At 59.6% G+C, this 23,009-nt stretch carries 23 protein-coding genes and 3 tRNA genes; 8 read left to right on the top strand and 18 right to left on the bottom strand.

Going from position 1 to position 23,009, the window contains the following annotated elements:
- Positions 1–110: 110 nt before the first annotated feature.
- Complete coding sequence (pth, locus tag ABGT79_RS00485; RefSeq protein WP_346664510.1) at positions 111–713, bottom strand: aminoacyl-tRNA hydrolase; 603 nt, start codon at positions 711–713, stop codon at positions 111–113.
- Positions 714–890: 177 nt separating this feature from the next.
- Between pth and ABGT79_RS00480 the strand changes: the two genes are divergently transcribed.
- Together ABGT79_RS00480 and ABGT79_RS00475 are read left to right on the top strand one after the other, a co-directional pair.
- Complete coding sequence (locus tag ABGT79_RS00480; RefSeq protein ID WP_346664509.1) at positions 891–1,793, top strand: 50S ribosomal protein L11 methyltransferase; 903 nt, start codon at positions 891–893, stop codon at positions 1,791–1,793.
- A 286-nt stretch (positions 1,794–2,079) separates the two neighbouring features.
- The gene (locus ABGT79_RS00475) at positions 2,080–2,355 is read left to right on the top strand and encodes a hypothetical protein (protein WP_346664508.1); all 276 of its coding nucleotides are present in this window, start codon (positions 2,080–2,082) and stop codon (positions 2,353–2,355) included.
- Between the two features lie 135 nt (positions 2,356–2,490).
- On the opposite strand, the gene radA is transcribed toward ABGT79_RS00475, so the two are convergent.
- The 5 genes from radA to ABGT79_RS00450 are packed head-to-tail and all read right to left on the bottom strand — an operon-like array spanning position 2,491 to position 8,032.
- On the bottom strand, positions 2,491–3,840 hold the full coding sequence (gene radA, locus ABGT79_RS00470) for a DNA repair protein RadA (protein WP_346664507.1): 1,350 nt from the start codon (positions 3,838–3,840) through the stop codon (positions 2,491–2,493).
- 17 nt (positions 3,841–3,857) lie between these two features.
- Positions 3,858–4,289: a ribose 5-phosphate isomerase B gene (gene rpiB / locus ABGT79_RS00465; protein ID WP_346664506.1), complete on the bottom strand. Its 432-nt coding sequence runs from the start codon at positions 4,287–4,289 to the stop codon at positions 3,858–3,860.
- Between the two features lie 52 nt (positions 4,290–4,341).
- Positions 4,342–5,196: a hypothetical protein gene (locus tag ABGT79_RS00460; RefSeq protein WP_346664505.1), complete on the bottom strand. Its 855-nt coding sequence runs from the start codon at positions 5,194–5,196 to the stop codon at positions 4,342–4,344.
- Positions 5,193–7,037 carry a tetratricopeptide repeat protein gene (locus tag ABGT79_RS00455; RefSeq protein ID WP_346664504.1) on the bottom strand — a complete coding sequence of 615 codons (1,845 nt, stop codon included), beginning with the start codon at positions 7,035–7,037 and terminating at the stop codon, positions 5,193–5,195. Before ABGT79_RS00455 ends, ABGT79_RS00460 begins: the two co-directional genes overlap by 4 nt.
- A complete protein-coding gene (locus ABGT79_RS00450; RefSeq protein ID WP_346666637.1) occupies positions 7,022–8,032 on the bottom strand; it encodes an RNA polymerase factor sigma-32 in 1,011 nt (336 codons plus the stop codon). The genes ABGT79_RS00455 and ABGT79_RS00450 overlap by 16 nt, the downstream gene beginning before the upstream one ends.
- A gap of 502 nt (positions 8,033–8,534) precedes the next feature.
- On the opposite strand from ABGT79_RS00450, the gene ABGT79_RS00445 reads away from it, so the two are divergent.
- From ABGT79_RS00445 to ABGT79_RS00430, 4 genes are all read left to right on the top strand, one after another.
- A complete protein-coding gene (locus ABGT79_RS00445) occupies positions 8,535–9,053 on the top strand; it encodes a TlpA disulfide reductase family protein (protein ID WP_346664503.1) in 519 nt (172 codons plus the stop codon).
- Between the two features lie 5 nt (positions 9,054–9,058).
- A complete protein-coding gene (gene hpt / locus ABGT79_RS00440; protein WP_294488538.1) occupies positions 9,059–9,580 on the top strand; it encodes a hypoxanthine phosphoribosyltransferase in 522 nt (173 codons plus the stop codon).
- A 51-nt stretch (positions 9,581–9,631) separates the two neighbouring features.
- Complete coding sequence (locus ABGT79_RS00435) at positions 9,632–10,636, top strand: DUF3426 domain-containing protein (protein ID WP_346664502.1); 1,005 nt, start codon at positions 9,632–9,634, stop codon at positions 10,634–10,636.
- A gap of 72 nt (positions 10,637–10,708) precedes the next feature.
- A tRNA-Phe gene (locus ABGT79_RS00430) sits at positions 10,709–10,784 on the top strand.
- Positions 10,785–11,346: 562 nt separating this feature from the next.
- On the opposite strand, the gene ABGT79_RS00425 is transcribed toward ABGT79_RS00430, so the two are convergent.
- The 10 genes from ABGT79_RS00425 to ABGT79_RS00380 form a co-directional block, all read right to left on the bottom strand.
- Complete coding sequence (locus ABGT79_RS00425) at positions 11,347–11,793, bottom strand: cytochrome c3 family protein (protein ID WP_294488534.1); 447 nt, start codon at positions 11,791–11,793, stop codon at positions 11,347–11,349.
- Positions 11,794–11,836: 43 nt separating this feature from the next.
- Positions 11,837–12,760, bottom strand: coding sequence for a formate dehydrogenase accessory protein FdhE (locus tag ABGT79_RS00420; RefSeq protein WP_346664501.1), 924 nt, complete (start codon positions 12,758–12,760; stop codon positions 11,837–11,839).
- A 189-nt stretch (positions 12,761–12,949) separates the two neighbouring features.
- The gene (locus ABGT79_RS00415) at positions 12,950–13,609 is read right to left on the bottom strand and encodes a 4Fe-4S dicluster domain-containing protein (RefSeq protein WP_346664500.1); all 660 of its coding nucleotides are present in this window, start codon (positions 13,607–13,609) and stop codon (positions 12,950–12,952) included.
- A gap of 46 nt (positions 13,610–13,655) precedes the next feature.
- The gene (gene fdnG / locus ABGT79_RS00410) at positions 13,656–16,697 is read right to left on the bottom strand and encodes a formate dehydrogenase-N subunit alpha (RefSeq protein ID WP_346664499.1); all 3,042 of its coding nucleotides are present in this window, start codon (positions 16,695–16,697) and stop codon (positions 13,656–13,658) included.
- A 98-nt stretch (positions 16,698–16,795) separates the two neighbouring features.
- Positions 16,796–17,017, bottom strand: coding sequence for a hypothetical protein (locus ABGT79_RS00405; RefSeq protein WP_346664498.1), 222 nt, complete (start codon positions 17,015–17,017; stop codon positions 16,796–16,798).
- Positions 17,018–17,165: 148 nt separating this feature from the next.
- Positions 17,166–17,242: transfer RNA gene (locus ABGT79_RS00400), tRNA-Met, on the bottom strand.
- Between the two features lie 32 nt (positions 17,243–17,274).
- On the bottom strand, positions 17,275–18,330 hold the full coding sequence (locus ABGT79_RS00395) for a manganese-dependent inorganic pyrophosphatase (protein WP_346664497.1): 1,056 nt from the start codon (positions 18,328–18,330) through the stop codon (positions 17,275–17,277).
- 117 nt (positions 18,331–18,447) lie between these two features.
- Positions 18,448–18,524 (bottom strand) — tRNA-Met (locus ABGT79_RS00390).
- 88 nt (positions 18,525–18,612) lie between these two features.
- The gene (locus ABGT79_RS00385) at positions 18,613–19,422 is read right to left on the bottom strand and encodes an undecaprenyl-diphosphate phosphatase (protein ID WP_346664496.1); all 810 of its coding nucleotides are present in this window, start codon (positions 19,420–19,422) and stop codon (positions 18,613–18,615) included.
- Between the two features lies 1 nt (position 19,423).
- Complete coding sequence (locus ABGT79_RS00380) at positions 19,424–20,029, bottom strand: TetR/AcrR family transcriptional regulator (RefSeq protein WP_346664495.1); 606 nt, start codon at positions 20,027–20,029, stop codon at positions 19,424–19,426.
- A 293-nt stretch (positions 20,030–20,322) separates the two neighbouring features.
- Between ABGT79_RS00380 and ABGT79_RS00375 the strand changes: the two genes are divergently transcribed.
- The gene (locus ABGT79_RS00375) at positions 20,323–21,357 is read left to right on the top strand and encodes an AI-2E family transporter (protein WP_346664494.1); all 1,035 of its coding nucleotides are present in this window, start codon (positions 20,323–20,325) and stop codon (positions 21,355–21,357) included.
- 71 nt (positions 21,358–21,428) lie between these two features.
- Complete coding sequence (locus ABGT79_RS00370; RefSeq protein ID WP_294488570.1) at positions 21,429–21,707, top strand: hypothetical protein; 279 nt, start codon at positions 21,429–21,431, stop codon at positions 21,705–21,707.
- A gap of 369 nt (positions 21,708–22,076) precedes the next feature.
- On the opposite strand, the gene ABGT79_RS00365 is transcribed toward ABGT79_RS00370, so the two are convergent.
- Together ABGT79_RS00365 and queD are read right to left on the bottom strand one after the other, a co-directional pair.
- Positions 22,077–22,577 carry a hypothetical protein gene (locus tag ABGT79_RS00365; protein WP_346664493.1) on the bottom strand — a complete coding sequence of 167 codons (501 nt, stop codon included), beginning with the start codon at positions 22,575–22,577 and terminating at the stop codon, positions 22,077–22,079.
- Positions 22,577–22,969 (bottom strand): 6-carboxytetrahydropterin synthase QueD, encoded by a 393-nt coding sequence (gene queD / locus ABGT79_RS00360; protein WP_346664492.1) that lies wholly within the window; start codon positions 22,967–22,969, stop codon positions 22,577–22,579. Before queD ends, ABGT79_RS00365 begins: the two co-directional genes overlap by 1 nt.
- Positions 22,970–23,009 lie beyond the last annotated feature (40 nt).

The raw sequence follows: 23,009 nt of genomic DNA, 5'->3' as shown, positions 1-23,009 counted from the left end.
AGGGCGCGAAGACAAGAAAGAAAGAGAAGGGAAAAAGACCGCAGAACAACGGTCAGCGAGAGAACTATAGAGTTTTTTCCCGCTATTGGCAAGTCCCGGAGAGGAACCGGCTATTTTTTGCGGGTGTTGACCACGTTGATGGCGCGCTCGGGGCCGTCCACGGCGAAGCGGATGACGGCGTCGACGATGTTCGGAAAGGTCTTGTTCATGATGTCGCGCTCGGCTTCGCCGAAACGTCCGAGCACCCAGGGGATGACCTGCTCTCTGTTCTGCGGCTTGCCCACGCCCACGCGCAGGCGATAGAATTCGGGCGTGCCGAGGCGCTGCTGTATGGATTTGATGCCGTTGTGACCGGCCGCGCTGCCGCCTTTCTTGAGCTTGAGCCTGCCCGGTTCGAGATCGAGTTCATCGTGAACGACGAGCAGCTGTTCGGGCTTCAGGCGATACCAGGCCATGAGAGGCTGCACGGCGTCGCCGCTCAGATTCATGAAGGTCTGGGGTTCGGCCACGAGCCATGTGCCGCCGCCGGGAATCTGAATGCGCCAGAGCAGTGCGTTGAATTTGGAGCCGGAAAGCTGTTCCGGGGCGCGGCTGTTGCCGCGTTCCACTTCTTCGAGCAGTGTCTGCACCGACATGAAGCCGATGTTGTGACGCGTTCCCCTGTACTGGGCTCCCGGATTGCCGAGGCCGACGATAAGTCCGTTGAGATCCATGCGTTGTTCCGAAAAAAAAAGAGATGAGGTGAGGGCCCGGATTCGGGCGCAACGCGTCGAATGTGCGGCAGAGCGGGGCGGCTGTCAAGTGTTCTTGGCAAGCGGCCGTTCCGATGGTACATCACGAAGGCGGACTTTCCCGCGCATGACAGAAAAGAAAACGGCAGGAGTTTTTATATGCCGCAGTTGTATCGTCTGGATATCGTGGTTCGAGAGGAGTATTTTCCTCTTGCCGAAGCGCTGGTGGCCGAGCACGCCTCGGCGGGATGGGAAGAGGAATCGCTGCCTGACGGCGACACGCGTTTTCGCATCACCTGCGAAGATGAGGATGAGCGGGATCTTACGGCGCAGGTCCTGGCCGAAAGGCTGCCGGACGCCGTGTTGAGCCGGGAAACCATTCCCGACAAGGACTGGCTTGCCGGCTGGCGCAGCTACTTTACGCCCGTGAAGGCCGGGGATTTCCTCATTCTTCCGCCGTGGATGAAGGACGAACCCGCGGAGGGCAGCATACCCATCATCATTGAGCCCAAGTCCGCCTTCGGCACCGGACATCATCCCACGACCACCATGTGCCTCGAAGCCATGTCGCTGCTGCATCGGGCGGGTGCGCTCAAGGCCGGTCAGCGCTTTCTCGACATGGGCACGGGCACGGGTATTCTCGGCATAGGCTGCGTGAAGCTCGGCCTGTCCGGCTTCGGCGCGGACATCGATCCGCTTTCCATCAGCAATTCGCGGGAGAACTGCGACATGAACGGGGTGTCCGCGCAGTTCGACATTCAGGAAGGCAGCGTGGAACTGGTGCAGGGGCAGACCTTCGACGTGGTCATTGCCAACATTCTCGCCGGGCCGCTGAAGGAAATGGCCCCCCAGCTCATGCCGCTGGTCAGGCCGGGCGGATGCCTTGTGCTTTCCGGCTTTCTGTCCGTACAGGTGCCGGGCATGCTGGAGGCCTATGCGGCCATGGGCGAACCGGGTGAGCTGCGCATGCCGTCTCCGGCGAGCGATCCCACGCGTTCGGCCAGCCGCGAGAATCCCGAGGCCGACGACTGGGTGTGCCTGTACTGGCCGCGCGTGAACTGACAAAAACGACAAAGAAGAGAAGCCGTCGGAATCTTCCGGCGGCTTTTTCCGCATGCGATGCAGACGGAACATGACGAGAGTCTTGTCATGTTCCGTTTCTTTTTAATAAATACATGACGTATCTTTTATCATTATTAAACATCATTGATATTTATTAAATATTTTTAATAATATTTGAATGTATTTTTAATATAACTTTTCCAATATTTAATAAAAATTGTATTAACATATAAATGGTATTTGACTATGCAAATAAGAAATTACATAGACAATATGGGGATATATTATGAAAGAGGCGTTTGAAAACTATTTGACAGTGCGGGGATACAGTAAAGTAACACCTAGCGGACACCCGAGCACGGTGTATGACTACTGTCGGAGAATTGATTTCGTGGCAAAGGAGGAAGGCGTGAGCTGGGCCGGATTGGCCGAACGCATAGCCGACATTCTGCCGCAATACGACGTCGGGGGATGTAAGCAGGAGCTCGGAAGCCGGTCGCACAATGCCGTCATCTGCGCGCTGAAAAGGTTTTCGGACTTCCTTAGCGTGCAAAAGGCGTGAGTGCAGACGCAGACGGCGGAACGCTCCGCTAGACTCCGACCACGGAGATGGCGACCTGGATGCGTTGCTGCCTGCCGGAAGGGGGGGGAAGACAGAGGGAATCGCAGACGGATGCACCCACGCAGAAAGCGGTGCCTATCCCTTGCGGAAGAGAATGCGCTGCAGATCGGAGACGGTGGCGATGCCTTTGCTCTTGGGGTTCTCCGGGCAGATGATGGGCGAGTAGCCGAGGCGCAGGGCCTGTTTCATGCGCACGTCCTGCCCGGACACGGGGCGCACCTGACCGTTGAGGTCCACTTCGCCCCAGAGCACGCAGCGCTCGGGCAGGGGAATGTCGTAGAAGGAGGAGAGCAGGGTCGCCACCAGCGCAAGATCGAGCCCCGGTTCCTGAAGACGCATGCCGCCGCCGACCTTGGCGTAGATGTCCGCCTGACCGAAGTTGAGGCGCAGGCGCTTTTCCAGCACCGCGAGCAGAAGATGCAGCCTGTTCACGTCGAAGCCGAGACCGGTGCGGCGGGGGATGGAAAGATAGCTTCGCGTGGCGAGCGCCTGAATTTCCACGGCAAAGGGGCGCTGACCGTCCACGGCCATGACCACGGCCGTGCCGCTCAAGGAGGTGTCGCGCGCGCCGAGGAAAAAGGTGGAAGGGTCTTCCACGAGTTCCAGCCCCTTGCGCGCCATGCGGAAGATGAGCAGTTCCTGATTGGGGCCGAAGCGGTTCTTCAGCACCCTGAGCATGCGGAACATTTCCCGCCGGTCGCCTTCCAGGGAAATGACCGTGTCCACAAGATGTTCCAGAAGGCGCGGTCCGGCAAGGGTGCCGTCCTTGGTGACGTGCCCCACCAGCACCAGCGTGGTGCCCGAACGGCGGCAGCGTTCCACAAGTTCCGTGGCCACGGTGCGCACCTGACTCACGTTGCCGGGCAGGCCTTCGGCGTTGTCGGAGGCGAGCGTCTGCACGGAGTCTACGATCATGAGGGCCGGTGCCGCGTCGGGATCTTCAAGTACGGGAAAAAGGTCTTCCACCCGGCTGGTGGCCACGGCAAGAAGGTTGTCGTGCAGCACGTCTAGGCGTTCTGCGCGGCTGCGTATCTGCGGCAGGGATTCTTCGCCGCTTGCGTAGAGCACGAGCTTGTTTTCCCGCGCCACGGCTCCGGCGAGCTGGAGCAGCAGCGTGGATTTGCCTATGCCCGGCTCTCCGCCCACGAGAATGGCGGCGCCGGGCACAAATCCGTGACCGAGAATGCGGTCGAGCGCGTCGAGGCCCGTGCCGAACGCGGCATGATCGCTGCACGAGACGCTCGCCAGCGGCTGAATGCGCGTGGCGGAGGCGTGCTTTGCCGCATGAGGCCGCGCCGTGGAAGTCGGGGCAAGGCGGGTGAGCTCAAGAGTGTTCCACTCCCGGCACTTTGGGCATTGCCCCTGCCATTGCGCGCTCTGCGCTCCGCAGGAGCGGCAGACATAGACTTCCCGTATTTTCGGCATGACCTCTTCCCGGGCGGCTACTTGTTGAACAGATTGATGCGGCGCAGATGGCGGCCGCCTTCAAAAGGCGTGCTCAGGAACACGTCCACCATGCTGGCCGCAAGGCCCTGACCGGTCACGCGTTCGCCGAGGCAGATGACGTTGGCGTTGTTGTGGGCGCGGGCGTAGGTGGCGTGGAATTCGGTGGTGCAGAGCGCCGCGCGGATGCCGGGAACGCGGTTGGCGGACATGCTCATGCCGATGCCGGTGCCGCACACGAGAACGCCAACGGCGTTTTCATCCTTGAGAAGGGCGTCCGTCACGGCGCGGGCCTTGAGCGGGTAGTCGCAGCTTGCGGGATCGGAAGGGCCGAGATCGTGGACGTCGTGTCCTTTTTCCTTGAGGTTCTGCACAAGGAAGGTTTTAAGGTTGAAGCCCCCATGGTCGGACGCAATGTAGATGATGCTCATGTCAGTCTCCAGTAGTGACGCGATGTCTGTGTGCGGGGCGGCCCCGCCCCGGTTATTGATCCAGCGAATAGACGGCGAAGTTCGCCGGCACTTCCAGCTGCATGCCGGATTCGGGCACGCTGCCGGAAGGCAAACGCTCCTTGACGAGCAGCACCATGCGCATTTCGCTTCCGTCATTGTCCATTCTGCCGTCCAGACGGCGGGGCAGTCCCTTGTCGTCGTAGGCAAGATCCAGCGACCAGCGGCCGTCGATGGTCCAGCGGACGGGAAGCGCGTCGGCGTTCAGCTCCAGTTCGCAGCTTCGGCCGTGACTTCTGTAGCTGTAGATGATGTTGCCGTCACCTCCGGTGACGTAGCGCTCCGGGGCGGGGACGTCAAGAGCGGAAAGATAGCGTCCGGCGAGAAAGTCGTTGAGCCTGTTCATGCGCATGGGCAGCGGCAGCCCCAGCAGTCTGCGCAGGGTATCCGGGGTTTCGGCTCCGGCGTAGGCTTTTTCGTCGCGGGGCAGCACGAGCAGCATCTGTCCGTTTTCAAACACGGCCTTGGCTACGTTGGCTCCCACCCCGGCGTTCACTTCAAGACGAATTGTGCGTTCGTCGTCGGAAAAGCCGGGATTGCGTTCCACATCGTCGAGACCTGCCGTGCCCTGATGATCCTGCACGGCAGGCCCGCCGGTGGCGGCGGACCAGAGCAGATAGGTCACTCTCCGGGTGTCGTTGACCGGGCCGAAGCGCAGACTGCCGGAGAGCACGTCGTAGCTCGCGGGACGGGCAGAGCGTTCCTTGAACGCCTGCCAGCGGGCGGCGGCGTCGCTGTCGGGAACGATGGGCATGCCCTTGGGACCGCAGCCGGAAAGCGCGGTCAGCAGCACAAGACCGAGAAGAAAAAAGGAGCGTCGGGTCATCATTGCAGTTTTTCCAGTTTGAGGCGCACTCTGTCGGCGTCTTCGGGATAGCCGAGCTTTTCAAACAGTTCCATGGACTGCCCCCAGCCTGCGCGGGCGGAATCCGCGTCGCCCCGGGCCGCGGCAATGTCGCCGTAGTGTTCGAGCATGGCGGGATCCTTGGGTTCGTCCTTGCCGGAGAGGTTCAAGGCCTTCTGTATCTGTTCCCAGGCATCGTCGAGCTTGCCGCGGCGGTACTGCACCCAGGCCAGAGAATCAAGAATGAAGTCCGCGTCGGGTTCCAGTTCCACGGCGCGCTGGATAAGCCGGTAGGCCCGGTCGAGATCCTTGTTGCCGTCGGCCAGATTGTAGCCCACGTAGTTGAGCGCCAGTGCGTTGTCGGGGTAGCGGGCAATGAATTTTTCCATGAGTTCCATGGCTTTTTTCCTGTTGCCCCGCAACTCCTGCAGATAGGCCTGCTGGAAGGCCGCGCCTTCGTTGTCGGGATGCAGGCGCAGCGCCTCGGCCACGGCCTTGTCCGCGGCATCGAAATTCTTCTGTCCGGCGTACAGTTCCGAGGCGAGCAGCAGAGGCTCCGCGTCTTCGGGATGCAGCACGCGCAGCGCGTCGAGCGCCTGGAGCGCCTCGGGAATGCGCTTCTGCTCGTACAGAATGCGCACCTTCATGCGCAGGGCCTTGTCGTATTCCGGGCTCTGGGAGGACACCTTTTCGAGGTAGTCGAGCGCGCGGTTGACGTCGGCGTTGGATTCATAAAGCAGCGCCGCATGATAGAAGAAGAGTCCGTCCGGCATGCCTTCCTGCTTTTCGAGACGGGAGAGCAGCTTTTCGGCCTGATCCGGGTGTTTTTCGTCCATGAGCATGGCCGCGGCGGCCACGGCAAAGTGCAGCGGATCCTGCGTGGAGGCGACCATGGAAACCACGGCGTCCATGTTGTCCTCCTGCAGCATGAGGCGGAGCAGGAAAAGACGCGCGCTGCGGTTGTCGGGATCGTTTTCCAGCAGTGTGCGGTAGATTTTTTCCGCTTCCTTGGGATGGCCGAGCTCTTCCTGCGTGAGTGCGAGAAGCTGCCAGGCCTCGGCGTATTCGGGATCTTCCTTCACGGCGACTTCAAGCTGACGTCTGGCGTCGGCAAAGCGGCCGGATACGTTCAGCGCCTGCGCGTAGGCGAAGCGTATCTGCGGCGTCAGCTGCTTTTCGGGGATCTGACGGAACACCTTCATGGCTTCCTGCGGCTGGGCGCTACGCAGAAGCGCGAGGGCCAGCTCCGCCTGTGCCTGACCGTCGGCGGGATGTTTGCCGGCAAAGTTGCGCAGCAGGCTGATGGCTTCATTTCTTTTGTTGTTCTGGATGAGCAGATCGGCCTGAAGCGATACCAGGGCAAGATCGTCGGGCATCTGGGCGGAAGCCTTCCGGATGAGTGGGGCGGCGTCTTTTTCGCAGTCGTGGGCGAGCAGCCAGATGGCCGCGTCGATGATGGGCGCGGAAGAGGGCAGTCGATAGGCTCCGGTGCCGAATTCCAGCAGGCGGTTGGAGGCGTCAATGACGGCTTCGCGGTCGTTGCGGCCGAGGGCGCTGTCGAGCTTGAGCTGAGCGAAGATGAGTTCGGCCCGCTGCGAGGGAGCCTGCGGAGAAAGCCTGATCGGAGAGAGCACGTCGTGCTCTCCGGCGACGGGGCCGTTGCCCGTGGCGCAGCCTGCGGGCAGCAGCAGAAGCGCGAGGGTGGAGGCGAACATCAGGCGCTGCGCCGGAGTGAAGGAAGACAGACGCCTCCGGACTCGGAAAAGGGATGGAATATGGGTGAACATGGATGTCCTGTGCGGCGGAAGAGCTATGGCTGTATCCATTCTTCCGAGAAGTCTTTGATCTCGCGCCCGAGATGTTCTTTCAGTTTTTCCAGCAGGCGCGCTTCCAGCTGGCGAATGCGTTCACGGGTAACATGGTAGCGCTCGCCGATTTCCCGGAGCGTGGCCGGTTCGTCGGTGAGCAGTCTGTGCTCCAGAATATAGACTTCCTTTTCCGAAAGGGAAGGAATGAGTTCGTGGATGCTGTCGCGGACAAGGCGCGATACTTCCGAATCGGCAATGCCTTCCTCCACGCCGGGACCGAGCGCGGGCAGAAAGTCCATGCGGGAGGCGCTGCCGCTGTCGTCGCTCACGGGCAGATCAAGAGACACGTCGCCCGAGTCGAGACGCTGCTGCATTTCCTCCACCTGATCCTTCGTGACGCCGAGCTTTTCCGAAAGCAGGGCCGCGTCGGGATCGAAGCCCTGAAGTATGAGCTTCTGCCTCTCGCGGTTCAGGTTGTAGAAGAGTTTGCGCTGCGCCTGGGTGGTGCCTATTTTCACCATGCGCCAGTTGTCCATGATGAACTTGAGAATGTAGGCCTTGATCCAGAATGAGGCGTAGTAGGAAAACTTGATGCCCTTGTCGGGATCGAACTTGTTCACGGCGCGCAGAAGACCTACGTTGCCTTCCTGAATGAGGTCGAGCACGTTCTGCATCCAGCGGCGCTGGAAGTCCATGGCGATGCGCACCACAAGGCGCAGATGCGAGGACACCAGCCGGAACGCCGCCTTGGGATCGCCGTTGTCGCGCACCCGGCGGGCCAGCTCGGTTTCCTCTTCCGGTTCCAGCAGCGGGAACTTGCTCACTTCGCGCAGATAGTTCTGCAGATTGTCGCGCATGGGCACGCTGGGCAGCCGGTCTTCCGCAATGGCGGGAAGATTGCTGCCCAGATCAATGACGCGGCCGTTGTCGTCGAAGTCGTCGAAATGCTCGTCGATCGAGGTGTCGTCGGGAAGAAGCTCACCGTCGCGCGCCTGTTCGAGTTCCGCTTCCATCACCTCGGGGGAGTCGTCGGCATCGTCGTCCGGAGCGTCGGACGGGGTGTTTTCGGAGGCGATTTCGTCATCTTCCACGGGCTCGGCGTCGGGCGAAATCTTCGTTTTTGCAGCACGGCCTTTGCGCCTGCCTGATTTTTTTTCGGACTCGTCCGCGTTTTTTCCCGAAGGCGCGGCGGGAGTGCCGGAGTCGTCCGAAACCGGAGTCGCAGTGATATCGATGATATCCGTATCCTTTCGGGATTTTTTTGTTTTTTTGACACGAGCAGAAGCACGGGCCGGCTTTTCATCGGCAGATGCGAGCAGCTCCGCTTCATGCGCATCGGAAATTTTCGTCATGGAGTCATCCTTATTTCGGCGTGCCTCCGGGGGTGGAAGCGTGATTGCCGGAATGTATCCTATAGTTTAAGGTTGGCGTTTTCAACGATTTTCAGTACACCTAAAAAAGTTCGCGGAAGAAAAGCCTTCCGCGGGCTTATGTTCTGAGGAAAAGGAGATTATTATGAAAACAAGGCCGCTGGGTTTTTTCCGTCGCATGGCGGGAGTGCTGCTGACGGGCGTCGTCGCCCTCGCGCTGACGCTTCCTTCCTCCGTGGCGTTCGGTCAGGACAAGGCCCCCCAGCTGAAACCCGTGCATACCTATGAACTTCTCGATGAACTGGCCGCCAATCACGGCAAGGTGATTCTGGTGAATTTCTTTGCCGCCTTCTGCGGGCCGTGCCGTCGGGAAATTCCGGAACTCATTAAAATGAGAAAGGAGATTCCTGAGGAGGATCTGCTCATCATCGGCATCGCCATCGATCAGAATATCCGCGAGGCGGATTCCTTTGTGAAGTCCATGGGCATGATGGGAGCCTATCCCGTGTACTACGGAGGGGAGGAGCTTTCCCGCGCCTACAGAATAGACGCCATTCCCTTCAATGTCATTTACAACAGAGACGGACATATCGAGGCGAGCGAGGCGGGCTATGTGCCCGGACCGGAAATGAAACAGTTTCTCATGAGTCTCATCAGACGGTAGTGCGCATGAATCAGATGAAGGAAATATTCAGTGCGGCGGTCATTCAGCGACGCGTCGAGGAAATGGCCGCCCAGATTGACGCCGTTTACGGAGAGGATTCCGTGGTTGCCGTATGTGTGCTGAAGGGAGCTTTTCCCTTTTTCAGCGATCTGGTCCGCGCCATGAAGTCCGATGTGCTCATTGACTTCGTGCGTCTTGCCAGCTACGGCGATCGGGCGAGCAGCAGCGAGCACGTGCAGATCACCAAGGACGTGGAAATCTCCCTCGAAGGCCGTCACGTGCTCATTGTCGAGGATATCGTGGACACCGGTCGCTCCATGGACTTTCTTATGCGGTATTTTTCCTCGCGGGGAGCGAAGTCCATACGGCTTGCCGCTCTCGTGGACAAGAAGGAACGCCGGGAATTCGACGTGCATTCCGACTTCGTGGGTTTTGATCTGCCCGCGGGCTTCATTGTGGGATACGGCCTCGACTACGCCGAACGCTATCGCACGCTTCCCGGCATCTACGAGCTGCTTGACTGCTGATGCAGGCGGTGTATGGTCTCGGTGCTATCACATAATGATGGAGATTGTTTCATGAACGTTACCTGCCCTCAATGCAATACGGTCTATCGTCTGCCAGATGAAAAGGTGAGACCCGGCGCCAAGCTCCGCTGTTCGGTCTGCCGTCATATTTTCACGCTTCCGCTGGAAGAAAAGACCGATCCTCCCGCACTTTCTCTCGGCGGCGAGGAAAAGGGCAGAGAATCGACCCGAGGCGGCGGTCTCGATCTGGCCGGCGACAGACCGGAAAAACGCGCGCCCGAGCGTCATGACGAAGGCGGTCTGTCTCTTGGCGGCTCAAGCCCCCGCAGTTCCCGGAGCGGCGGCCTTGAGCTCGCGATGGACGAGCCCGCCGACGTGCACGGCGGCAGAGAGCGCGTGAGGGAAAGACGCGCCTCTCAGGGACTCAGGCTTGACGGCGACGGCAGTGCCGCGTCGTTCGGCGGTCTGGACATGCCCCGCAAAAAGAGTTCCATCCTGCCCCGGCTGACGAGCTTTCTGGTGTGTCTGGCGCTTGCGGCCGGCTGCGGCTGGATGTGGCAGAACACCCATTACCTGGACGGATTGAAGGGGCTGGTGGCTCCCTATTTCGGCCTGGAAACGGCGGATCCCTCGGATCCTCTGTCGCTGGTGAGCGAGCTTGTGCTGCAGGATGTGCGTCAGTATCAGGTGAAGAACGAGAAGGTGGGCAACCTTGTCATCATTGAAGGCAAGGTGAAGAACAACTTTCCCGCACCCCGCGAGCTCATCAGGCTGGAGGCGGAACTGGACGACGCGAACGGCAACAAGCTGATTTCGCAGCAGCAGCTTGCCGGCAACAGCATGAGCTCCTTCCAGCTGGAGCTGCTCGACAAGGACGAGCTCGACAAGGTGCTCAACAACAAGCTCGACATCGTGGAAGCCAACACCAACGTGCTGCCGGGCAATGAAGTTCCCTTTACGATCATCTTCGTCAATCCTCCGGCGGAAGCCAGCGACTACAAGGTGCGCATTGTCGAGGCCTCCATCCCCAAGGGTCCGGGCAATCTTACGGAATAGGAAGAGAACTGCGACGAACGCAAAAAAGTGCTTGCCTTTTGTCGGGTGTTGCAGTAAATTGCCTTTTGTTGTGCCGAGGTAGCTCAGTTGGTAGAGCAGGGGACTGAAAATCCCCGTGTGGGCAGTTCGATTCTGTCCCTCGGCACCACTTCAAGGTCGAAGAAAACGCCTCGGAATGTTGTTCCGGGGCGTTTTTTTGTGCTTTTGCTGCGCCGTACATGTTCCTCTGCCGCCAGGGGAAAAAGCTTTGCCGAGATGCAAGGCGCGGGTTCGGCATCAGTCAGGCTGACATGTAGCAGCTTTTTGCCGGCGGGCATCAATACCTTTCTGGCGTCGGCAATCTTGCGCTCATCTATCCCCTGCACGGAGGTTTCCCGGAGGCGGTCGAACCTCTTTGCTTTTCCCCGTCGCTTCGACTTCGGCTGCTGGCGCTCGATCTGGACAGACTGCTGATTCCTTCCTCCTGTCCCATCGGCGAAGTCTTTGACTGCTGACTGCCGCATTTCGGTGTGTCCGACGCCTGTTCAGCAAGAAATATGCTGCATGTCGGGGCATCTTTCAGAGGTTCGCCGCATCCGACGAGAGTACAGCAGATCGGCGTCTTTCCGATGACGGATTGAGAGCCTCCTCGAACGGCATTTTTCTGCCATAAAAAAGCCTGCGCATCGTTTTTTCGAGGCGCAGGCTTTTTTGTCAGGGGAGGCAGAGAATTACTTCTCTTCGTCCGGCTGGATGTTGTTGGGGTGGCAGGGACGGCAGCCCTGGAATTCGGGGTGCTCCAGGCTCATTCTGCGATGACAGCCGAAGCAGGAGCGCATGCTTTCTCTGCTGTGGAAGGCCATGAAGCGGCTGTCCTGCTGATTGCTTCTGCCCTGCACGGTATGACAGCCGGCGTTGCTGCTGCACGACGCGTAGGGCGACTTTTCTTCCGAAGGACTGTAGTGACAGATGACGCAGCGGGGCTTGTGATGACAGGTATCACAGGGGACGTTGCTGTGGGAGCTGTGATTGAAGGTGACCGCCATGCGGGGAGAAACTTCGCCGCCAAGCACGATGGGATTTTTCGGATACTTGAGATTGGCCTTGAAGTCCTGAGCTTCCGCCGGCGTACACCAGGCGAGGGAGAGAAGAAGGGTAAGAATAAAAAGCGGTTTCATGCGCATTCTCCCGGTAGATAGGGGAAGTGCCCGGAGGCAGTGGCTAGAATTGGTTCCAGAAGGAGGGCTTGAGAGGAGTCAGCCCTTTCTGAGCGGCAACAATGTCCATATGCATCATGCCCAGCGCCATGGCGTCCATGTCGGGCGTTCCGGCGCATTCGCGCAGGTCCACGGTCGGGCAGTAGCTCTTGCACTTGGTGCACCAGTCGATGCGTTCGCCCCGGCTGTTTTCGCTTTCGCGGAGAAATTCCATGACGCCGGAACCTTCCTTTCCACAGGAAGGGCAGGCCCCGCGCCGGAAGTGCCATTCGGTGCCGCACAGAGCGCAATGCATATGTTTTTTTCCTCCGCCTCCGGCCAGAAAGGCGTTCTTTTCGTCAAAGACGCGCTTGTCCAGATAGGAGATGGACGGGAAGGAGCCGCATACGGGGCAGAAACCCTGCATCCAGGAGGAAGCACGTTCGTCCCACGGGGCGTCGTACTTCAGCGCCAGGGCCCGCAGAACGGGTCCGACCACGACCTCCAGCGCAAACAGCAGCACGGCGGGCGGCAGATGCGTTTCTTCCGCGGCCTCGGCGAGCGCTGTTTCGTGCCCGGTGAGGAGAGTGTCGGCGGCGCGCATGCACATTTCTTCATTCTGGAAGAACGACGTGAGCGCGTCGGCGTATCCGTTCATGCCGGGCAGCGCTTCCAGAAGCGGCAGCAGCACGTCGGCCGATTTCCGCAGAAGGGGGAAAAGTCCCTTCAGGCTGGCTCCGGCCAGAAGCGGCGCCCCCTGCTGCGCCCGTTCCTGCCGCCAGGGGGGCAGGACAAAGCCGCTTTCCTCGATCATGGGGGAAAGCTTTTCCGGCAGCGCGGAACGCGCCTCAAGCAGAGGGGCGAACGCGTTCAGCACCGGCGCGAGCACGGGTCTGCGCTCGACGATGCCGGCAAGGGTTTCGGAAACGGTCTGACGGGATTCGGCCATGGTGACTCCTGAGAAACTGGAAGCGGCAAAGGCCGCCGATGAAATGCAGGGTTAGGGCAATGCCCGGTTGCGAGTGCATGCCGGAGCGGACGTTGAAGCGCAAGGCTTCGCCGCAGGGCGGAAGCTCCGAACTTCGTGCCCGTGAAGGCGGCCGAAGGCCGCTACCGGGACAGGCGCTCCGGCATGAGGCTAGCCGAAGCTCGCGAACTCGTAATAGTGCTTGGGCTCCTCGGCCAGAAGATAGATGACGCTCACGTCTTCCGTGTCCACAAGGCGGGCTTTGGGATAGCGTTCCTTGATGCGTGCCAGACGTTTCTGCGCCTCTTCCAGCACTTCCGCGCGTTCGCCGAAGAACATGGCGCCCGTGGGGCAGGTTTTCACGCACATGGGCTGAAGACCTGCGGACACGCGGTCGATGCACATGTCGCATTTGGTCAGCATTTTGGTCTGTTCGTTGTACCGGGGAATGTTGTACGGGCAGGCTTCCATGATGGCCTTGATGTCGGCCGGAGCCAGCTGCTTGCATTTTTCCGTGACGAGCACTGCGCCGGTGGCCTTGTCCTGAATCATGGATCCGGGAACGGCAAGATTGGCCAGATCCACGCAGATCGGCGTGAGGCAGTGGCGGCACTGATCGGGGAAGAAGTTCCACACCACGTTGCCCTGCTCGTCGAAGTGTTCGTGGAAGCGGACGATTTTAAGGTTGTTGGGATTGAGATCCGGGGGATTCTGATGCGAGCCCCGCTGCTTGGTGGCGTTGGCGGGCAGGTTGTGCCACTCCTTGCATGCCAGCTGGCAGCCGCGGCAGGCCGTGCATCTTGTTGTGTCTATGAGGAATGCTTTAGGCATCGCGTACTCCTTGAGGGGCGCGCCGCGAGGGCGCGCCCCGCCTGAATCAGGCTATTTCGGTCAGCTTGTCGGCCTTGCGGATGTTCACGCAGCAAGCTTTCGTTTCAGGAATGGTGGTGTTCGGGTCATAGGCGGTCACGGTGAGGCGGTTCGTGGAATCGCCGCAGCCGGGAGTGGTCCAGCCATAGGCGAAAGGCATGCCTATGAGATGGACGGTCTTGCCCATGATCGTGAACGGACGCAGGCGGATGGTCACCATGGCAATGGCTTCCACCTTGCCGCGGGCGCTCTCGATGATGACGCCGTCACCGTTCTCGATGCCCTTTTCCTTGGCGAGTTCCTGGCTCATTTCCACATAGAGCTGAGGTTCGGCCTCAAGCAGGTTGGGCACGTTGCGGGTTTCGCCGCCGCCGCACCAGTGTTCCGTCATGCTGTAGGTGGTCAGCACGATGGGGTAGCGCGGATCGGCCGGAGCCGCAAACTTGTCGAACTCGCTCTTGTGGAACTTGAAGCAGGGCGAGGTCAGCTGACTGGAGAACGGATGCGAAGCCACGGGCGACTCGGCGGGCTCGTAGTGCTCGGGGAATGGACCGTCAACACGTCCGGGTCCGAAGAGCTGTGCCGCGCCGTCGGTGGTCATGATGAACGGCAGGCGTCCGTTCTTCTCGTCGGCTATGGGCGGCCACGGACCGTCGGGCACGTCGCCCACCCACGCGCCGTCCTTCCATTCGATGACCGCCTTGTCAGGATTCCAGGGCTTGCCCTGAAGATCCACGGACGCGCGGTTGTACAGAATGCGGCGGTTGATGGGCCAGCACCACGACCAGTTCGGGTAGATGCCGATCTTCGCCTGCATCTCGGTCTGGCTGGGATCGCGGCGCTTGGACTTGTTGCCTTCCTCTTCGGTCCAGCTGCCGGTGTACAGCCAGTTCAGCGAAGAGGTGGAGCCGTCGGCCTGAAGATTGCCGAAGGCGGGCACAAGCTGTCCGCGCTTGTAGGTCTTGCCGTTGACCACGGTATCCTTCCAGAAGAAGCCGTTGATGCGCTTTGCCCAGTCGGAGGCGTCGAACTTGTCGGTCCAGTTCAGCTTGAGAAGAGGATCCGGGAAGGCTCCGCCTTCCTTCTTGTACAGCTCGCGGATGGTGTTGATGAGCGGCACGTAGATGTCGCCGAAGTTGCGGGCTTCACCCGCAGGTTCCACTGCCTTGTCGAACCACTGCAGCCAGCGGCCGCTGTTGCTGATGGTTCCTTCCTTCTCCACGCGGTGCGCGGAGGGCAGCAGGAAGACTTCCGTCTTCTTGGTGGAAGGATCAGCGCCGGGCCGATGCCAGTTGTCCGAGGTTTCGGAGTTGTGAATTTCACCCACCACCAGCCAGTCCAGATGATCCAGAGCGGCGCGCATCTTGTTGGTGTTGGGGAAACTGTTCATGGGGTTCACGCCGAAAATGAAGCCGCCGCGCATCTTGTCGTTGAGCATGCGGTCCATGGCGTACATGTACGAGTAGTCCTCGCCGTCTTCGCACTTGGGCAGCCAGCTGTAGCAGAAATCGTTTTCCGCGGTGGCGGCGTCGCCGAACCAGCCCTTGAGCAGACTGGTCACGTACTTGGGACGATTGCTCCACCAGTTGGCGCTGTTGGGAATGTGCGTGACGGGAGTGTTGGCCTTGTTGTATTCCTCCAGCGTCTGCCACTGCGCGAGGGGCGCGTTGTGGTAGCCGGGAAGGTTGTGGTAGAGCAGGGCATGGTCCGTAGACCCCTGCACGTTGGGTTCGCCGCGCAGGGCGTTGATGCCGCCGCCGGCCACGCCGATGTTGCCCAGCAGAAGCTGAATGATGGCCGACGCGCGGATGTTCTGCACGCCCACCGTGTGCTGAGTCCAGCCGATGGCGTACAGAATGGTTCCGGCCTTGTCCGGCTTTCCTGTGGCGCAGAAGATCTTATAGACCTTCAAGAGGTTTTCTTTCGATACGCCCGTGATGCTGGAAACGTTGTCCAGCGTGTAGCGGGAGTAGTGCTTTGCCATGACGTTGAATACGCAGCGTTCGTCCTTGAGCGTGAAGTCGCGTACGGGAGCTCCCTTCTCGTCGCGCTTGAAGGTCCAGGAAGAGCGGTCGTATGTTCTCTTTTCGGCGTTGTAGCCGCTGAAGAGACCGTCTTTGAAGTCATACGAATCGGCCAGCACATAGGTGGCGTTGGTGTAGTTCACCACGTAGTCCTTGAACCAGCTTCCCGATTCGATGATATAGTTTATCATGCCTCCGAGGAAGGCGATGTCCGTACCGGAGCGGATCGGCACATGAAAATCGCAACGCGCCGAGGTGCGGGAGAACTTGGGATCCACGTGCATGATGGTGGCTCCGGCGTCCTTGGCCCGCATGATCCACTTGAAGGATACGGGATGATGTTCTGCAGCATTGCTGCCCATAATCAGGACGGCATCAGCGTTCTTGATGTCGATCCAGTGATTCGTCATAGCCCCACGTCCGAACGACTCTGACAGAGCCGGTACAGTCGGGCTGTGTCAGACACGCGCCTGGTGGTCGATATGCACGACCCCCAGGCTGCGCATCGCCTGATGAATGACGGCGCACTCTTCGTTGGAGGCATGAGAGGTGCCCATGCAAAACACGGACTCAAGCCTGTTGACGGTCTGACCCTTGGCGTTCTTCACGATGAAGTCGTTGTCTCGGGCGGTCTTCACGCGGCGGGCGATCTGCTGCAGCGTCCAGTCCCAGTCCTTTTCGACCCACTTGTCGCTGTAGGGGGCGCGATACATGGGCTTGGTGAGACGATGTTCGCCGGTGTACATGGAAAGCAGGGCCGCGCCCTTGGCGCAGAGGCTGCCTTCGTTGACGGGGAAGTCGGGATCGCCTTCCGTGGAGATGAGCTTGCCGTCCTTCACATACGCGATGACCTGGCAGCAGACGGCGCAGAAGGGGCACACGGTGCTGACTTCCTTCGCGCCTTCAATTTTCAAGGACGTGGCATATGCCTTCGCCTCTTTCAGATCAAATCCAAAATGGGCGAGCGAAAGGCACATGGCTCCCGCGCCGACCATTTTCAGAAAGCTTCTACGTGTGTACGCCATGAATGAAGCTCCTTAGAGTAGGTAATTGAAAAAGCGTAATAGTTTAGCGTGTTACATGCATGTCCACGGATCGGGAGCAAGGTACATACATGTTTCCTTCAGGTATAACCGATTTCCATCGCCATGTCTATTTTCGTGACAATAAAAACTTGTTTGAAGAATGAAGGATAGACGGGAAAACGGGTCCCTGGGGCGTGAAAGCGGAAAAAGAAAACGCGACGCTCTGTTGAAGAGGGAAAAAGCAGCCGTGCAGCGATGCGGCGCGGCCTGCGGGAGAGCGGAAACGTTGCGGAAGAAGGGGCAAATGCGACCCGCTGCATCGGACAGACGCAAAAATGTCGTCATCTCGAAGGCGCAGCGAGGGGGGAAGAACTGCTGAACTCGCCCGCCGCAGCGCCCGCCTGAGGCAGATTGCGGAGCATTAAAAGAAAATCCCGGGATTCATGAAGAATCCCGGGAATGGTTTCATGGTAGCAAGGGGGAGATTTGAACTCTCGACACTACGGGTATGAACCGTATGCTCTAACCAACTGAGCTACCTTGCCGTGCGAAAGGGAATATAGATGGTTTCCCGCAACTAGTCAAGCGAATTAAAGGCGTCCATGAGAAAAGGCAGCACCTGCTTTTTGCGGCTCAGCATGCCGGGCATCCACTTTTCGGCCAGAGCGTCGGCCCAGGGAGCATCGGCATTGCCCTGATGTTCGTGATATTCCGACTGGTTTTCCTTGGCGTAGGCCGGAGCCACGTTGCGTACCTTGGGCATTCTGTACGGATCCAGCGTCACGTTGAAGGCCTTTTCGGTCACGGACATGTCGCGGGAGACCACAAGCATCTGCGAGCCTTCCTTGATGATGTCGGTGGCGAGGAACATGACGGTGTGGCAGCCGTGTTCGTCGAGCAGCTTGCGCGCGGCCTTGAAGAGATCGGCCTTGATGGGATCAATCATGCCGGCGTCCATGAGTTCGAGCTGACCTATGCCTACCTTGCGGCCGTTGATGTCGAATTCCTTATAGTCGCGCTGGAAGAGGTTGTCGGCGGAGTCGTGCAGGTCGGACTTGGCGCGGAACATGTCCATGCCGAGAGCCATGATGTCGTCTACTCCCGCGATTTCGGCAAGTTCGGCCGCGGCGCGGCGGTCGGCGTCGGTGGTGGTGGGGGAGCGGAAGAGCACCGTGTCGGAAAGGATGGCGCAGAGCATGCCGCCCGCAAGATAGGTGGGCACGTAGCCGCCGTAGAAGTCGTACATGGACTTGAGAATGGTGTTGCTGCATCCCACGGGCCAGACCCACATTTCCAGCGGCGAGGAGGTGGTGACGTCGCCGAGCTTGTGATGATCGACCAGCGACACGATGGTGCTGCTTTCAAAGCCGTGCGGCGCCTGAGCGATGTCGGAAAAGTCCACCAGGCTCACCTGACGGCCGGCGGCGCTTTCCAGAATGCGCGGGGGCTTGATGTTGAAGCGCTGCATGACGAAATTGGTTTCGGGATTCGTGCTGCCCTGCACCTTGGGGCTGGAGGGAATGCCCCGCTGATTCTGAAGTTCCGCAAGGGCGATGGCGCCGATGACGGAATCGGTATCAGGGTTTTTGTGGCCGAACACCTGAATGCGCTGAGGACGGGAAGGGGAAGCCATGGGAGAACTCCGAATGGAAAGGTAATCAATAGGATGTTGCGAGCAGAAGACGGCTTGCCGCCTCTGCGGAAGGCATAAAAAAAAGTCCAAGAAGAATCCTGGACTTTCTTATTGTTATGGTAGCAAGGGGGAGATTTGAACTCTCGACACTACGGGTATGAACCGTATGCTCTAACCAACTGAGCTACCTTGCCGTGCTGTCGGAATCATCCGGCGCAGGAATGTACTTATAGAAAACGGCCGCCCTTGGCAAGCATTTTTTTTGCCTTCCGGCAAATTTTTTTATCGCAGCATGAAGAGGTACACCGGAATGGCGAGCAGCAGGCGATAGACGGCAAAAGGCTTGAGGGTGACGTGTCCGAGCAGGGAGATGAAGCAGCGCATGGCGGCGATGGCGGAAAGGAAGGCGCACAGCGATCCGACAAGGAAGAAGGGGACGTCCGCCGCGGTGAACAGGGAGAGCGATTTCAGAAGATCGTAGCCCGCTGCGCCGATGATGATGGGCACGGCCGCAATGAAGGAGTATTCCGCAGCAACTTCGCGGCGCACGCCGAGTATCATGCCGCCCATGAGCGTGGAGGCGGAGCGGGAGAAGCCGGGCCACAGGGCGAGGCACTGGAAGCAGCCTATGCCGAGCGCCTGCAGGGGGGTGAGCTGATCAATGTTCTGCACGGGCATGTTGTTCTGCTTCGGGGCGAGCATGTGTTCCACCACGAGCATGAGAACGGCGCCGCACACCAGAGCGGCCGCCACCGTGGCGGGCGTGAACAGCGATTTGATGAAGCCGTGCAGCAGAAGTCCCAGAGATGCGGCGGGCAGAGTGGTGAGCACGAGCATCAGAATGCCGCGCAGTCCGGCAAAACCGCGCTTGTTTCCAGAGAAGCGAAGCAGGCCGAGAAAGCGCCGCCAGTAGAGGGCAAGCACGGCGAGAATGGCACCCACCTGAATGACCACCTCGAAGGTGGACGCCCCCGGACCGGAAAAGCCCAGAAGGCTGGAGGCGAGCACGAGATGACCGGAGGAAGAAACGGGAAGGAATTCGGTGAGCCCTTCCACGAGCCCGAGCAGGGCGGCGGTGATGAGGGAATCCATGTTATGCTGTCCTGGGTTTTCCGCTGGTGATGGCGCGTTCGACGAAGGAAAGGGTTTCGGTGTAGAAGTTCTCGGAAGAGCCGTAGGTGTAGGGCGTGAGCACGCGCGTGCGGTTCGCGCCGACCATGAGGCCCACGATGACCTGCGCCGTGCTGGAGGGCGTGAGCGTGGTGATCGTACCGTCGGCAACGCCGCGCTGAAGCTGGATTTCGAGAAGATGATGCACTTCCGCAAATTTGCGGAGCATGATTTCCCGATCGTCGCTGGCCTTCATGTCGCTGTAGGGAGAGCAGCGCACGAGCACAAGCCAGTTGGTGTGCGGATCGACGGAAAATTCAAGATAGGCACGGCAGAAGCAGAGCACGCCGGTAAGGCCGTCGGGCGCGCCTTCCGTGGCGGAACGCAGTACGCTCAGAAAATGTTCCAGTACGTCCATACCCGCGGCAAAGAACAGCTTTTCCTTGTTGCCGTAATGATGGGTGAGAAGGCCCAGCGCGACTCCCGCCCTGTCGGAAATTTTTTTGAACGTGGTTTCGGCAAAGCCGTACTCGCCGAAAAGTTCCTTGGCTGCCTGCAGAAGGGCTTCCTTTTTAGTGACGCTTTTCATGTTCCTTATTGCTGTTGTCCGGCTGGGACGGTACGCCTCGGTCCGGGAAGACCTCGGCCATGAAAAAGGGAATGTCTCCGGACAGGCTCCCTTGTGCCTGATTCCTGAAAGAACGCGATCGGAGAACGTTTCTGACGGCTTCAGGTTTGCCTTATTGCAGCGATAAAGGCAAGTCGTTTGTTTGCTCAAACAACATCGACGGAGAATAAGCGCGGACAACTGGACATCGTGCGCGTTCCCCAGTATTCTCGGAGAGATGTCGGAACCTCTCCGGTGCCCGCTATGGAGGACTCATGGCCCGCTGTCTGGCTGTTGTTGCTATTGTTTTATGGTTTACGCTGCTTTCGTCGTATCTCACGAGCGTGTTCATTGCGGCCGTTGCAGCGGCGCTTACGCTGCCCATCTATCGCTGGCTGCGCGCGAGAATGGCCAAAACATCGGCCATCGCCCTTTTTTCCGTCGGCCTGGTGATATGCGTCGCCACGCCCATCACCATAGTGATAGTCATGGTGGTGCCGCAGGCGCTCGAAGGCGCGCGTCGTCTCAGCGCCTGGTGGCAGAACGGGCATCCCATACCACCGGCCATATCCTATCACGTGGGCGAGGCGTACCGATTCTTTGTGGAAAATGTTCCCAACGCTACGGAATACCTAGATAAACTGGAGAGCGACTTCAATGCCGTGGTCAACGCCGTCATCAAGAACGTGCTTTCCAAGGGCCTGAATCTTGCCGGCGACACCATGGGCATGGTGTGGTCGGTGTGTCTTTTCATGGTGTTCACCTGCCTCATCGTCGTGTACGCCCCGGCCATACGCCGGGTGGTGCTCCAGGTGCTGCCCCAGCGTGACGACATGGTGGATCGCTTTGTTGCCGTGCTGCACAACGCCAGTCGTTCCGTGTTCATCAGCATCGTGTTCGTGCCCATCATTCAGGGCACGCTCACGGGCATCGGCCTGCGCCTTCTCGACGTGCCCGATCCCGCGTTCTGGGGACTGCTGGCCGTGTTTTCGGCGGTGATTCCGCTGGCGGGCACGGCCATCGTGTGGCTGCCCATCACCGTGTATTTGTGGGCCACGCAGTCGCTGGCTTCGGCGCTGATGCTGCTGGCCTGGGGCAGCATTGTGGTTTCCGGCTCAGACAACCTTCTGCGGCCGTACTTTCTCAAGACGGGCATTGAAGTTTCCATGGTGGTGCTGCTTCTCTCCATCGTGTGCAGTCTGGCGGTATTCGGCGCGGTGGGCATCATTGCCGGCCCGGTGATGGTGGCCCTGGCCCGTCAGGCCATGGTGGAGAGCGAACTTATTTCCCGAAAGCACAACGGAATATGACGCGGAAAAACGCGCGGTTCCGTTTTTTCTTCACGCCTCAGGGCGCAACATACTGGAGTCTGCAGATGGCCATGCTCAATGCCAAATACATCGCCGAACTGGAAGAATATCTGAAATCCGGCAACCTTGAGGAAGATTTCAAGTGGTCGGTGGAAGAGCGCCGGGGCGAAATTCTGGAATTTCTGGAAAAGCTCATGGATCTCGGAGAGCTGGCGGATGAAACCGCCACGCACATTATTTTCAAGGGACAGCTCGGAGCGCTCATGGGCATGCCTTCCGACAAGACGGAGCCGGAGCAGCCTTCGCCCGCCGTGGAGCAGGGAGCGTCCATGGAACTGCCCCGCAAATAGCGGAGCTTGTTCCGGCGGCGCGTGGCGGTTCCGCTTTCGCAGCCGGGCCGCCGCGCCTGCGGCAAAATCATGCCATCCGACAAAGCGCATTCCCGGTGACTGTGGCGTTGACGCTTCTGTGGAGAAAACCGGTCGGGCGCACAGGCATTGTTGCCGGTGTGTGGATTGCGTCGACCGGTTTGTGTTGTGGGCTGCGCCGTCGCCGTCGAAGAGAAAGCGCGACGGCAGCAGCTTCATTTCTTTTATCATGTTGAAGCGCGACGGTGGCGCGTTTCGCTCTCATGAAAATAGAGAGCCGAAGCGTTGCGCCGACGTGCCCTTACGCGCGTTTGTCTGAGAGAAGTCAAAAGCCCTGAAACGGCAGCGGCGTCAGTCGCGGTTCTGCACCAGCACGAGGCAGAGCGCGCTTGCGCCGAGCGTGCGGCGTTGAAGCACGCGGCACTGGTCCCGATGGCGATAGAGCAGTGCTTCCAGCCCTCCTGCGGGAACGTGACGCCCGCAGGAAAGGCGACGTCGCAGAGGGGAAAACAGCAGCGCTCCGGGATAGTCGAGATTCCGTTCGGGCATTTTGAAGTCAAAGATCAGCGTGTGTCCGGCCTGCTTGGCGAGCGAAAGAAACCATACGTCGAGATCCTCCGCGGGCGGCATGGTCAGGGCAAAGCAGCAGACGGCCGCCGTCGAGCTTCGAGGCGGAAGCGGCGCGTTTTTCTGCATGGGATGAAGCCTCGGAAGACGGCCGCCCGGGGGGAGAAACACCGGGCCGGCGTTGATCAGCGCCTCGGCTCCTGCGGCGAGGGCCCACTCCTCCATGAGAGGCAGGGCCCGTCCCGCAAGCCGTGTTGCCGCGGCAAGGGCGGGAGAGCGCGGCATCAGTCTTCGAGTTCCATGTAGGTGGCAGACTGAATGGGCGTTTCGCCCACCGTCATGCTGTACATGCGCACAGGCATGGAGGCCAGACGTTCCTTCATTCTGGCGTACAGATAGCGGGCCAGATTCTCCGACGAGGGATTGATGACGTCGAAGGGCGGCAGCTCGTTGAGGTACACATGATCGATGGCGGCAAGTTCCGCCCTGAGTTCCTTCTTGAGCGCGGAAAAGTCGGCCACGAGTTCGGTGTCGGGCGTGAGGGTTTCGCCTTCCACCACCATTTCCACCAGATAGTTGTGTCCGTGCAGGGCTTCGCATTTGCCCTGATAGTGCCGCAGGGCGTGGGCGGCGGCGAAATCGCCGCGAATGGTCAGCCGCCATACCGATCTGCTCATGCTGTCTCCTTGTTTCGCATGCAAAAACGATGCGCCGGTT

The organism is uncultured Mailhella sp. (assembly GCF_963931295.1).
In the GTDB taxonomy this organism is placed as follows: domain Bacteria; phylum Desulfobacterota; class Desulfovibrionia; order Desulfovibrionales; family Desulfovibrionaceae; genus Mailhella.
Note: the sequence above shows the minus strand (reverse complement) of the source record. Positions and strands in the feature narration are given on the sequence as shown.

Bases quoted from the DNA above. Each gene is read 5' to 3' on its own strand.
- pth (WP_346664510.1), bottom strand. From the start codon at position 713: ATGGATCTCAACGGACTTATCGTCGGCCTCGGCAATCCGGGAGCCCAG.
- ABGT79_RS00480 (WP_346664509.1), top strand. From the start codon at position 891: ATGCCGCAGTTGTATCGTCTGGATATCGTGGTTCGAGAGGAGTATTTT.
- ABGT79_RS00475 (WP_346664508.1), top strand. From the start codon at position 2,080: ATGAAAGAGGCGTTTGAAAACTATTTGACAGTGCGGGGATACAGTAAA.
- radA (WP_346664507.1), bottom strand. From the start codon at position 3,840: ATGCCGAAAATACGGGAAGTCTATGTCTGCCGCTCCTGCGGAGCGCAG.
- rpiB (WP_346664506.1), bottom strand. From the start codon at position 4,289: ATGAGCATCATCTACATTGCGTCCGACCATGGGGGCTTCAACCTTAAA.
- ABGT79_RS00460 (WP_346664505.1), bottom strand. From the start codon at position 5,196: ATGATGACCCGACGCTCCTTTTTTCTTCTCGGTCTTGTGCTGCTGACC.
- ABGT79_RS00455 (WP_346664504.1), bottom strand. From the start codon at position 7,037: ATGGATACAGCCATAGCTCTTCCGCCGCACAGGACATCCATGTTCACC.
- ABGT79_RS00450 (WP_346666637.1), bottom strand. From the start codon at position 8,032: ATGGAAGCGGAACTCGAACAGGCGCGCGACGGTGAGCTTCTTCCCGAC.
- ABGT79_RS00445 (WP_346664503.1), top strand. From the start codon at position 8,535: ATGAAAACAAGGCCGCTGGGTTTTTTCCGTCGCATGGCGGGAGTGCTG.
- hpt (WP_294488538.1), top strand. From the start codon at position 9,059: ATGAATCAGATGAAGGAAATATTCAGTGCGGCGGTCATTCAGCGACGC.
- ABGT79_RS00435 (WP_346664502.1), top strand. From the start codon at position 9,632: ATGAACGTTACCTGCCCTCAATGCAATACGGTCTATCGTCTGCCAGAT.
- ABGT79_RS00425 (WP_294488534.1), bottom strand. From the start codon at position 11,793: ATGAAACCGCTTTTTATTCTTACCCTTCTTCTCTCCCTCGCCTGGTGT.
- ABGT79_RS00420 (WP_346664501.1), bottom strand. From the start codon at position 12,760: ATGGCCGAATCCCGTCAGACCGTTTCCGAAACCCTTGCCGGCATCGTC.
- ABGT79_RS00415 (WP_346664500.1), bottom strand. From the start codon at position 13,609: ATGCCTAAAGCATTCCTCATAGACACAACAAGATGCACGGCCTGCCGC.
- ABGT79_RS00405 (WP_346664498.1), bottom strand. From the start codon at position 17,017: ATGCAGCGGGTCGCATTTGCCCCTTCTTCCGCAACGTTTCCGCTCTCC.
- ABGT79_RS00395 (WP_346664497.1), bottom strand. From the start codon at position 18,330: ATGGCTTCCCCTTCCCGTCCTCAGCGCATTCAGGTGTTCGGCCACAAA.
- ABGT79_RS00385 (WP_346664496.1), bottom strand. From the start codon at position 19,422: ATGGATTCCCTCATCACCGCCGCCCTGCTCGGGCTCGTGGAAGGGCTC.
- ABGT79_RS00380 (WP_346664495.1), bottom strand. From the start codon at position 20,029: ATGAAAAGCGTCACTAAAAAGGAAGCCCTTCTGCAGGCAGCCAAGGAA.
- ABGT79_RS00375 (WP_346664494.1), top strand. From the start codon at position 20,323: ATGGCCCGCTGTCTGGCTGTTGTTGCTATTGTTTTATGGTTTACGCTG.
- ABGT79_RS00370 (WP_294488570.1), top strand. From the start codon at position 21,429: ATGCTCAATGCCAAATACATCGCCGAACTGGAAGAATATCTGAAATCC.
- ABGT79_RS00365 (WP_346664493.1), bottom strand. From the start codon at position 22,577: ATGCCGCGCTCTCCCGCCCTTGCCGCGGCAACACGGCTTGCGGGACGG.
- queD (WP_346664492.1), bottom strand. From the start codon at position 22,969: ATGAGCAGATCGGTATGGCGGCTGACCATTCGCGGCGATTTCGCCGCC.